The organism is Rhodococcus sp. P3_B8, assembly GCF_056402775.1.
Genome location: NZ_JBFUGT010000240.1, coordinates 1 through 10,169 on the forward strand (window position 1 = coordinate 1; position 10,169 = coordinate 10,169).

A 10,169-nucleotide genomic window follows, 5' to 3' on the forward strand; every position below is an offset into this window, starting at 1 on the left:
CCGGACGAATCGGGTGTAACACAGGTCACATTCGTCACTCCGTTACCGGATCGTATCGACCAGGCAATGCAAAAACTCACTTCTACGGGTTAGCGTCTTGCATCGTCAAACACCGGCGAGGCGTTACACCCAAACGGAGATTCTCACGAAATGTGAGCTAGAACACGGTTGGGGCCGGGTTTTGCCGCACCGACCCTGGAAGGACCCGCACCGATGAATGCACTCCACCGAGATCCCAGCAGCTACATCTCCGCGATGTTCTCGTACGAGTTCCTCGACGGTGGTATCGACTACGATTCCATCGAACAGATCCACCGTGGCGAGTTCGACGAATGGATCTTCGCACTGGCCGGTTCGGGGTTGTTCACCAACGAGGAAGTTCGGTCCATGGTGCAGGAATGGCGCCTGAACCCGAAGACCCTCCTGAACACGCTCCTCGCCGACGCGGACGAAGTCACCGCCAAGCGCTGCGAGGTCACCTGGGCCGCACTCGACCGCGTCGCCCCGTTCACTCCGTCCGTGCCGGTCGCCGTCTTCGGCTGAAGGCCTTCCCGTCGCAGGGCTCGCCGTCGTCACACGAGTTCGGTTCGATCTCCGTTCACGACGATCGCCTGATCGTCCGTCAAAGTGCGGTATTCGATGCCGGCGAGCCTCAAAGCGGTGACAGTGCGCCGAACGGCTGCCGCGTCCTCCAAGGGGACGGCGTCTTCGGCCCCTGGAAGCTCCGCAGGCGGGTGATGCGGCACGATCGCGAAGCCCACCACGCCCAGACCGTCCCAGAGCGGCTCCATGCCGCAGGTTGCGACCACCTCCGCCGGGTCATCGGAGGAGTCGAGACCGTGCAGCGTCGGAGTCATCACACACGCCCCCGCGCTGTAGCCGGCGTACACCAGCGAATCGCGCAGCAGTAGGTCCGGGATCACCCGGTCCGCCCCGCTCCGGGCCATCTGCGCGCGCAACACGAACGTGTTCCCGCCGCGCACCCACAGCATGCCGAACCCCGCCAGCCGCTCCCTCAGCGCGGCCGAACGCGCGTGCCCGTCGCTGCCGATGTAGTCGCGCAGATCCACCTCTTCCGGGGTGAAGCCCAGCCGCGTCAGCGGCATCACGTCACTCACCACCGCGGACGTCCGCGCCGTCCGCGGCCACGCGTCCGCGGCCGCGGCGATCACCCCCACGCGCCCCGGGCGGCCGACGAGCGACAGCAGCGGCGCGGGATCCGCACCGAACCGATACGAGGACAGGAACAGGCGCACCGCGGTCAGATCGTGAACGCGAGGTTGTCGACGATCCTCTTGCCCATGGCGGTGTCGCCGCTCAACGCGATCTCGTCGCGGTGATCGGCCGCCGTCGTCCGGCCGCCCGCCAACCGGGTGAACAGCCGGGAGTCGAGAGTCACGGTCGCGGTGGCCTCGGACGGCAGTTCGTCGACCACCGCGGCTCTGCCGTCGACGGCGACGTGAATGTTCCGCGCGAGCGGTCCCGTCAGCTCCAGGGTGATCCTCGACCCGTCCGGGGCCTTACCGCGCTTGCCGACGAGGAACGCGACAGCGCCCGCGATCTCCTCGAACGCCGTCTCCCCGCGCAGGCCGCCCTCGTCGCCGGGCAGCGCGAGGGCGTCGCGCAGGTCGAGCTCGTGCATCCAGCAGTCGAACACGCGGATGCGCATGAACCGGAGGTAGGGAGCCGGACCGACCGGTGTGGTGGTCTCGGCCTCGAACGCATCGTCGGTCATCTCGCTCAGCTCCGACCGCCTGCGGGCCACGATCACCCGGAAACGCTCGAGCATCTCGGGGCCGGAGCACCCCCGCAGCCCCTCGACCCACTCTTCGTTGAACGCACCGATCTCGTTGCGCACGTGCGCGAGGCCGCGGACGTCGATGCTGGTGTGCGGTGCGGAGATTCCGGCAAGGAGCGACTCCGTGCCGATGAGATGCGCGGTCACGTCGTGGACGGTCCAGCCCGGCAGCGCGGTGGGCGTGAACCACGCGTCGCCGGACAACGTGGACAGCACGTCGTCGAGTGCGTCCCATTCCTCGAACAATGCGTCGAGGATCGGTTCCTTCTGCAGGGCATTCACGGGTCGTACGCCTCCTTTTGCCTCAACTCTAGGACCTCCCGCCGACGCGTCCGAGGGTTTTTGCCGCGGGCGGACGAATGCGCCGGTGACGGCGTCGAAGGCCTCCCCGTCCCGGGTTCGGTGTGGTAGACCGATGGTGAGAATCTCCATTAACAAAAGGAGTGCGGATGTTCCCTGGAAACTTCGTGGCGACCACCCCGGACAAGCCCGCTGTCATTCGTCCCTCGACGGGGGAGCAGCTGACCTACCGGGAGCTGGACGAGCGGTCCACCCGCCTCGCGCGGCACCTGCGTTCGCTCGGCCTGAAGGTCGGCGACCACCTGGCGCTCGTGTCGAGCAACGACCTCCGGGTTCTCGAGGTGTACTGGGCGGCGCTGCGATCCGGGCTGTACATCACCGTGGTGAACTGGCATCTCACCCCGGAGGAAGCCGGTTACGTCGTGGACGACTGCGGAGCCGAGGTGCTCATCGTGTCCGCCGATGCGGGCGGCGCCGTGCCGCGCGAGGAGAATCAGCTGCCCCGCATCCGTCACCGTCTCGTGTACGGCGGCGAACTCGACGGATTCGACAGCTACGACGACGCCGTGGCGGCGCAGTCGGCCGAACCGCTCGATTCGCAGCCCCGCGGGCAGGACATGCTGTACTCCTCGGGCACCACCGGCAGGCCCAAGGGGATCAAACCCGCTCTGCCCGAGGGCGAGGTGGACACCACCACGGATCCGTACACCGCCGTGTTCGCCCCGATGTACGGATTCGATTCCGACACCGTCTATCTGTGCCCCGCACCCCTGTATCACGCAGCGCCGCTGCGCTTCTGCGGCACCATCACGTCCGTCGGCGGCACGATCGTCCTGATGGACCGCTTCGAAGCCGAGGAGGCGCTGCGGCTCATCGAGGAGTACCGGGTGACCCACAGCCAGTGGGTCCCGACGATGTTCGTCCGGATGCTCAAGCTGCCCAAGGACGTTCGCGACAAGTTCGACGTGTCGAGTCTGAAGGTGGCGATCCACGCGGCGGCGCCGTGCCCGCCCGACGTGAAGCGTTCGATGATCGAGTGGTGGGGCCCGGTGATCCACGAGTACTACGCGTCCACCGAAGGCGCCGGTGCCACGTTCATCGACAGCGCCCAGGCCCTCGCGAAGCCGGGATCGGTCGGCCACGACGGGGTCATGGGCATCGTCCACATCTGCGACGACAACGGTGCGGACGTACCCGTCGGTGACATCGGGACCGTCTACTGGGAGAGGGAGGAACGGCCGTTCGAATATCACAACGACCCGGCCAAGACCGAATCCGCGACGCACCCCGACCATCCGACGTGGACCACGAGCGGCGACATCGGGTACATCGACTCCGACCGCTTCCTCTATCTCACCGACCGCGCCGCGTTCATGATCATCTCCGGTGGGGTGAACATCTACCCGCAGGAGTCGGAGAACGTTCTCACGATGCATCCCAAGGTGTTCGACGTCGCGGTGATCGGCGTGCCCGACGAGGAGATGGGCGAACAGGTCAAAGCCGTCGTGCAACTCGTCGAGGGGGTGGAGCCGTCCGATGCCGTCGCCCGCGAATTACTCGACTACGTGCGCGACCGGGTGAGTCACTTCAAGGCGCCGCGCAGCATCGACTTCTCCGACGACCTGCCGCGCACACCCACGGGCAAACTCGTCAAGCACAAACTCCGTGCCCGGTACCTGAACGCCGGCTGAATTCCGGCACGTCACCTGTCCCGCGCCCCCCGCAGCGCGGGCAGGTGCCCGCGGTGTGGTCGGTGAGGAACAACCCGCAGTCGGGGCACACGCGGTCGAGCCAGCAGACGGGGTCGCCGCCGAGGTCGTCGTCCGGTTCGGTGATGGGCGCGGCGTCGTCGCGGTGGGCGGTCACAACCGATCCAGCATGTATTCGGCGAGCACCTCGGCGTGACTGTGGCTGACGTCCTTCGTCGCGGTCAGGAGAACGATCGGCCGCCCCTGCGCGAGTTCCTGCACCCGCGCGACAGCCTTCCGTCCGCTCGGCGAGTCGAGCTCGTGGACGTACCGCTCGCGGAACTCGCTGAATGCGGCGACGTCGTGCGAGTACCAGTGACGCAGCTCCGTCGACGGTGCGAGGTCCTTGGCCCAGTCGTCGAAATGGAACGCGTCCTTGCGGAGCCCCCGCGGCCACAGCCGGTCCACGAACAGTCGGAGTCCGTCGCCCTCGGTCGGATGGTCGTAGACCCGCTCGACGACGACCGGTGGATTCGCGGTGACGTCCTCCGCGCTCCGTTCCTTCGGTGTGCTCATGGCCGAACCTCCGCTTCCGTGCGGCTGTCTACCGTCAGACTACGACGAAACACCCTGTGACCGGGTTCACAAACGAGCAGAAAGATCTGTGAGAACGACTGTTCGGACTCGATTCAGACGCCTACCCACGGACTTCTCTGTTCCCTACGTCACGCTTTCTCTGGCTACTATCAGCTAACTCAGTCGAGTCGGGGGAAATATTTCCGCTCATCATCGGTTGATCGCCGCTCGTCGCGGCACACACACCATCTACCGCAGGAAGTCGATACATGGATACATCGCAGAGCGCGTCCACTGCGCGCCCGACGGTCGGCGTCGTTCGGGAGTCGAACGACGGTGAGCGTCGGGTCGCGTTGGTGCCGAAGATCGTGGCGTCGTTGATCGCCAAGGGCGTCGACGTGGTGGTCGAGTCGGGTGCCGGTTTGGGCGCGCTGATCCCGGACGAGTTGTACACCGAGGTGGGGGCGAAGATCGCCGACCCGTGGTCGGCGGAGGTGGTCGTCAAGGTCGCGCCGCCGTCGGACGAGGAAGTGGGCCGGTTGCATGCCGGGCAGACCCTGATCGGGTTCCTCGCCCCCCGCAACCAGGACAATCAGGTCGCCGCGCTGAAGGCGGCCGGGGTGCAGGCGTTCGCGGTCGAGGCGATCCCGCGTATCTCCCGCGCCCAGGTGATGGACGCGTTGTCGTCGCAGGCGAACGTGTCCGGGTACAAGTCGGTGCTGCTCGCGGCGTCGGAGTCGACCCGGTTCTTCCCGATGCTCACCACCGCCGCCGGCACGGTCAAGCCGGCGACGGTGCTGGTGCTCGGTGTCGGTGTCGCCGGCCTGCAGGCCCTGGCCACGGCGAAGCGTCTCGGGGGCCGGGCCACCGGTTACGACGTGCGCCCGGAGGTCGCCGATCAGGTTCGCTCGGTCGGTGCGCAGTGGCTCGATCTGGGGATCGACGCCGCCGGTGAGGGCGGGTACGCCCGCGAGCTGACCGAGGAGGAGCGGGCGCAGCAGCAGCAGGCGCTCGAGGACGCGATCAAGGGCTTCGACGTGGTCATTACCACCGCGCTGGTGCCGGGCCGTCCGGCGCCGCGGTTGGTGACCGCGGCCGCGGTGGAGGGCATGAAGCCCGGCTCCGTGGTGGTCGACCTGGCCGGTGAGACCGGCGGTAACTGCGAGCTCACCGAGCCCGGTCAGACCGTGGTCAAGCACGGGGTGACGATCTGCTCGCCGCTGAACCTGCCCGCCAGCATGCCCGAGCACGCGTCGGAGCTGTACTCGAAGAACATCTCCGCGCTGCTGGAGTTGATGCTCGTCGACGGGGCGCTGGCCCCCGATTTCTCGGACGAGGTCCTCGCCGCGTCCTGCGTCACCCGTGAGGAGGGTGTGTCCTAGATGTATACCGAATTGTTGGCGAACATCGCGATCCTGGTGTTGTCCGGGTTCGTGGGGTTCGCGGTGATCTCGAAGGTCCCGAACACGTTGCATACCCCGCTGATGTCGGGCACGAACGCCATCCACGGCATCGTCGTGTTGGGTGCGCTGGTGGTGCTCGGCAAGGTCGACAATCCGCCGTGGGGGCTGCAGGTGATCCTGTTCGTGGCCCTGGTCTTCGGAACGATCAACGTGGTCGGTGGTTTCGTGGTCACCGACCGGATGCTGGCGATGTTCAAGTCCAAGCCCGCCGCCCCCGCTGCTGCTGTTGTTGAGAAGGGTGGGGACCGGTAATGGAGTACTTGGTCAACGTTCTGTACATCGTGGCGTTCGCGATGTTCATCTACGGTCTGATGGGCCTGACCGGCCCGAAGACCGCGGTCCGCGGTAACCAGATCGCCGCGGTCGGCATGGGTGTCGCGGTGGTCGCCACTCTGATCGCGATCCGGGACACCTCCAACTGGGTGCTGATCGTCGCCGGTCTGGTGATCGGTGTGATCTTGGGTGTGCCGCCGGCGTTGCGGACGAAGATGACCGCGATGCCGCAGCTGGTGGCACTGTTCAACGGTGTCGGTGGCGGCACGGTCGCGTTGATCGCGTACGCCGAGTTCCTGGACTCGGACGGGTTCACCGCCTTCCAACACGGTGAGTCGCCGACGGTGCACATCGTCATCGCGTCGCTGTTCGCGGCGATCATCGGGTCGATCTCCTTCTGGGGTTCGGTGATCGCGTTCCTCAAGCTGCAGGAAACCCTGCCGGGCCGGCCGATCGGCATCGGCAAGCTGCAGCAACCGCTCAATGCGGTGCTGCTGATCGGGGCCGTCGCATTGGCGGTGGCCATCGGAATCAAGGCCATCGAGCCGACCGGACCCACGTCGCAGTGGTGGATCGTGGGGGTGCTGGTGCTGGCGGCGGTGCTCGGGTTGATGGTGGTGCTGCCGATCGGCGGCGCCGACATGCCCGTGGTGATTTCGCTGCTGAACGCGTTGACGGGTCTGTCCGCGGCGGCCGCCGGTCTGGCGCTCAATAATCAGGCGATGATCGTGGCCGGCATGATCGTCGGTGCGTCGGGTTCGATCCTGACCAACCTGATGGCGAAGGCGATGAACCGGTCCATCCCGGCGATCGTGGCCGGCGGGTTCGGTGGCGGCGGCGTCGCGGCGGCGGTCGGGGACGGGACCGTGAAGACGGCGAAGTCCACCTCGGCGGCGGATGCGGCGATCCAGATGGCGTACGCCAACCAGGTGATCGTGGTCCCCGGCTACGGGTTGGCCGTCGCGCAGGCCCAGCACGCGGTCAAGGACATGGCCAAGCTGCTCGAGTCGAAGGGTGTCGAGGTCAAGTACGCCATTCACCCGGTGGCGGGCCGGATGCCCGGGCACATGAACGTGCTGCTCGCCGAGGCCGACGTCGAGTACGACGCGATGAAGGAAATGGACGACATCAACGACGAGTTCGCCCGCACCGACGTCACCCTGGTGATCGGTGCGAACGATGTCACCAACCCCGCCGCCCGCAACGACCCGTCGTCGCCGATCCACGGGATGCCCATTTTGAATGTGGATCAGTCGAAGTCGGTGATCGTGCTGAAGCGGTCGATGAACTCCGGCTTCGCCGGCATCGACAACCCGCTGTTCTTCGCCGACACCACCTCCATGCTCTTCGGGGACGCGAAGAAGTCGGTCTCCGAGGTCACCGAGGAACTCAAGGCCCTGTAGGCCCTCCGGGCCCGTGCGCCTTTTTGGTAGCACCAGCTACCAGAAAGGCGCACGGGCGCGAAGCGCCTCAGAGGCGCAGACTGCCGCGGTGCCGGGAGAAGGCGATGGCCGCGGTGTCGGGCCGTCGCTCTTCACGCTCGGCGGCGACGGGGGAGTACAGCATCAGGGTGGACGCCAGCGCCCACCAGATCGCCAAGATCATCAGGCCGGCGGCGAGGCCGAAGATGCCGATCGGTTCGATCAGCGCGGCGGCCCCCGCGACACCGAGGACGACGGCGAAACCCAGGCCCGCGATGACGGGCCGGAACCGCGGCGCCGACACCAGCAGCGCCGAACCGTACAGCGCGGTGACGGCGACGACGTGCCCGCTCGGCAGGAGCACCGACGGTGCATCCGATTCCCATGCCCGGACTGCGGCGCTGGTGAGATTCGCGCCGATACACAGCAGCAGTACCGCACCCATGCCGTACGAAAGTTTTCGCATCGCCGCGACGATGGCGAGGACGACGGTCGCTGCGAGCACCGTGGTGACGTCGATCGCCTGGATCACAGGATCGGCGACGGGTCGGAGTGCCTCAGGGAGGACGAGACCCGACGATTCGGGGCGGATGAGGTACAGCGCGCACAGTGCCGCCACACCCGCCGCAGCGAAGGCGAGGCGACGAAGACTGCGACGCAGCCTGCTAGTCGATTCGGTCACGACACACAGTGTGCCAACCGACGCTGAACGATCGATGAGAGGCCGCTGTGAGGTCGGTGAACGGTCCTGTTCGTGCGGCGAGCGTGTCAGGTGCGCCGGACCGCCCCCGCGAACGTGGCGGCCACGAGCACGCAGACCAGGGGCACCACCATCGCGACGGTGAGCGGAACCACCTGGGTGATCCAGCCGATGGTGGCCGGGCCGGCGAGGAATCCGACGTACCCCAGCCCGACCACCCGGGACATGTTGGTGCCCGCGGAGCCCGCGCCGAGGTTCCCTGCGGCGGTGAAGATCTGCGGGACGCAACCCGACAACCCGAGGCCGAACAGCGCCCAGCCCAGAACGGTGAGCGGGAGCAGCCCGGAGACGACGACGAGCAGCATTCCGAGGGCCGCGATCAGGGTGCCGTAGCGGACGACGGCGACGGGACCGAGCGCGCCGCTCACACGGTCCGCGGTGAACCGGCCCACCGTCATCATCACGGAGAAGGCTCCGAACGCGAGGGCGGCGACGGAATCGGACGTTCCGAGGTGTTCCTTGACCTGCAGGGTGCTCCAGTCGTTCGCGACACCCTCCGACAGCATGAGGACGAAGGCGATGCCACCGAGCGCGAGGACCCGGGTGGACAGCCGGCCCTGTGCCTTCTCGGCGGGAGCGGTGTCGTGCCGAGAGCGGGGACGGTCCGCCATCAGCCACCGCGAGCCCGCGGCGACRGTGACGACCCCGACACCCCCGGCGACCAGCAACGCCGTCACGGGTGCCCACCCGGCGGCGAGCGTCGCCGCTCCGAGCAGCGATCCTGCCACCCCGCCGACGGAGAACAGGGCGTGGAACGCCGACATGATCGGCCGTCCGTACCGCTGCTCGACTTCGACGGCCTGCGAGTTCATCGACACGTCCAGTGCGCCGTTGGCGAAGCCGAACACGAGCAGGGCGAGACCGAGTTGCCAGGCCGCGGACGCCAGCCCTGGGCCCACGGTGGCGGCCGACAGGAGGAGTCCGGCGATGATCACCATGCGCCTGCTGCCGAACCGGTCGGCCAGTGGACCGCTGACCTGCATGCCGCCGATCGCGCCGACCGCGAGCAGGAGCAGCAGCGAACCCAGCGTGGAGTGGCTGATGCCGGTCCGGTCCTCGATCGCCGGAATGTGCACGACCCACATGCCGAGCAGGAACCCGTTGATCCCGAAGATCCCGAACGTTCCCGCACGAGCCCGGCGGAGCGGCTCGGTCACTGGTGCGCGCGTGTCGACCGCGGACGCTCGGGAAGTGCTCACCGCCCAAACGTACCGAGGATCAGAGGTGCGCGAGCAGTGAGGCGGGATCGTGCAGCATCGCCGCGACGGACGACAGGAACCTCGACCCCTGCTCGCCGTCGACCACCCGGTGATCGAACGACACGCTCAGGGTGGTGACCCACCGCACCGCGAGTCCGTCCTCGTGCACCCACGGTCGCCTGGTGACGCTGCCCAGGCAGAGGATGGCCGATTCGCCGGGGTTGAGGATGGGTGTTCCCGCGTCGACACCGAACACTCCGACGTTGGTGATCGACACCGTGCCGCCGGTCAGCTGCGCGGGTTCGGCTCTGCCGCTGCGCGCGGTCGCGGTCAGTTCGGTGATCGCGCGGCACAGTTCGAGCAGGCTCAGCGACTGYGCCTCCTTGATGTTGGGGACGACCAGACCGCGGGGCGTGGCCGCGGCGATGCCGAGATTGACGTAGTGCTTGGTGACGATCTCCTGGTTCTCCTCGTCCCACGAGGCGTTGAGGCTCGGGTTCTCGCGCAGCGCGACGATCATCGCCTTCGCGACCAGGCTCAGTGGTGTCACCGACAGTCCCTCGAAAGCGGGGAGGTCACGCAGGCGGTCGAGCAGTTCCACCGACCGGGTCACGTCGGCGGTCACGAATTCGGTGACGTGCGGGGCGGTGAACGCGCTGCGGACCATTGCCGCCGCGGTCTGCTTCCGGAC

At 67.4% G+C, this 10,169-nt stretch carries 11 protein-coding genes; 5 read left to right on the plus strand and 6 right to left on the minus strand.

Going from position 1 to position 10,169, the window contains the following annotated elements:
• Positions 1–213: 213 nt before the first annotated feature.
• The gene (locus AC1D1G_RS35220; RefSeq protein ID WP_011594545.1) at positions 214–543 is read left to right on the plus strand and encodes a hypothetical protein; all 330 of its coding nucleotides are present in this window, start codon (positions 214–216) and stop codon (positions 541–543) included.
• 29 nt (positions 544–572) lie between these two features.
• Here AC1D1G_RS35220 and AC1D1G_RS35225 read toward each other — a convergent pair whose 3' ends face one another.
• Entirely contained in the window at positions 573–1,256 is a 684-nt protein-coding gene (locus AC1D1G_RS35225; protein ID WP_477955732.1) for a Type 1 glutamine amidotransferase-like domain-containing protein, read from the minus strand.
• 5 nt (positions 1,257–1,261) lie between these two features.
• On the minus strand, positions 1,262–2,080 hold the full coding sequence (locus AC1D1G_RS35230) for a maleylpyruvate isomerase family mycothiol-dependent enzyme (RefSeq protein ID WP_477955734.1): 819 nt from the start codon (positions 2,078–2,080) through the stop codon (positions 1,262–1,264).
• Positions 2,081–2,247: 167 nt separating this feature from the next.
• Between AC1D1G_RS35230 and AC1D1G_RS35235 the strand changes: the two genes are divergently transcribed.
• Positions 2,248–3,789 carry an AMP-binding protein gene (locus tag AC1D1G_RS35235; protein ID WP_418342107.1) on the plus strand — a complete coding sequence of 514 codons (1,542 nt, stop codon included), beginning with the start codon at positions 2,248–2,250 and terminating at the stop codon, positions 3,787–3,789.
• A 171-nt stretch (positions 3,790–3,960) separates the two neighbouring features.
• On the opposite strand, the gene AC1D1G_RS35240 is transcribed toward AC1D1G_RS35235, so the two are convergent.
• On the minus strand, positions 3,961–4,362 hold the full coding sequence (locus AC1D1G_RS35240; RefSeq protein WP_280783684.1) for a DUF488 domain-containing protein: 402 nt from the start codon (positions 4,360–4,362) through the stop codon (positions 3,961–3,963).
• A gap of 269 nt (positions 4,363–4,631) precedes the next feature.
• Between AC1D1G_RS35240 and AC1D1G_RS35245 the strand changes: the two genes are divergently transcribed.
• The 3 genes from AC1D1G_RS35245 to AC1D1G_RS35255 are packed head-to-tail and all read left to right on the plus strand — an operon-like array spanning position 4,632 to position 7,501.
• The gene (locus AC1D1G_RS35245; protein ID WP_477955735.1) at positions 4,632–5,744 is read left to right on the plus strand and encodes a Re/Si-specific NAD(P)(+) transhydrogenase subunit alpha; all 1,113 of its coding nucleotides are present in this window, start codon (positions 4,632–4,634) and stop codon (positions 5,742–5,744) included.
• A complete protein-coding gene (locus AC1D1G_RS35250; protein ID WP_210460806.1) occupies positions 5,745–6,077 on the plus strand; it encodes an NAD(P) transhydrogenase subunit alpha part 2 in 333 nt (110 codons plus the stop codon).
• Positions 6,077–7,501: an NAD(P)(+) transhydrogenase (Re/Si-specific) subunit beta gene (locus AC1D1G_RS35255; RefSeq protein ID WP_283353529.1), complete on the plus strand. Its 1,425-nt coding sequence runs from the start codon at positions 6,077–6,079 to the stop codon at positions 7,499–7,501. Before AC1D1G_RS35250 ends, AC1D1G_RS35255 begins: the two co-directional genes overlap by 1 nt.
• 67 nt (positions 7,502–7,568) lie before the next feature.
• On the opposite strand, the gene AC1D1G_RS35260 is transcribed toward AC1D1G_RS35255, so the two are convergent.
• The 3 genes from AC1D1G_RS35260 to AC1D1G_RS35270 form a co-directional block, all read right to left on the minus strand.
• Entirely contained in the window at positions 7,569–8,201 is a 633-nt protein-coding gene (locus AC1D1G_RS35260) for a hypothetical protein (RefSeq protein ID WP_283335836.1), read from the minus strand.
• An 86-nt stretch (positions 8,202–8,287) separates the two neighbouring features.
• Positions 8,288–9,436 carry an MFS transporter gene (locus AC1D1G_RS35265; protein ID WP_280783712.1) on the minus strand — a complete coding sequence of 383 codons (1,149 nt, stop codon included), beginning with the start codon at positions 9,434–9,436 and terminating at the stop codon, positions 8,288–8,290.
• A 61-nt stretch (positions 9,437–9,497) separates the two neighbouring features.
• Positions 9,498–10,169, minus strand: a 672-nt coding sequence (locus AC1D1G_RS35270; protein WP_477955738.1) for a dihydrolipoamide acetyltransferase family protein, incomplete at its 5' end; no start/stop codon positions are given.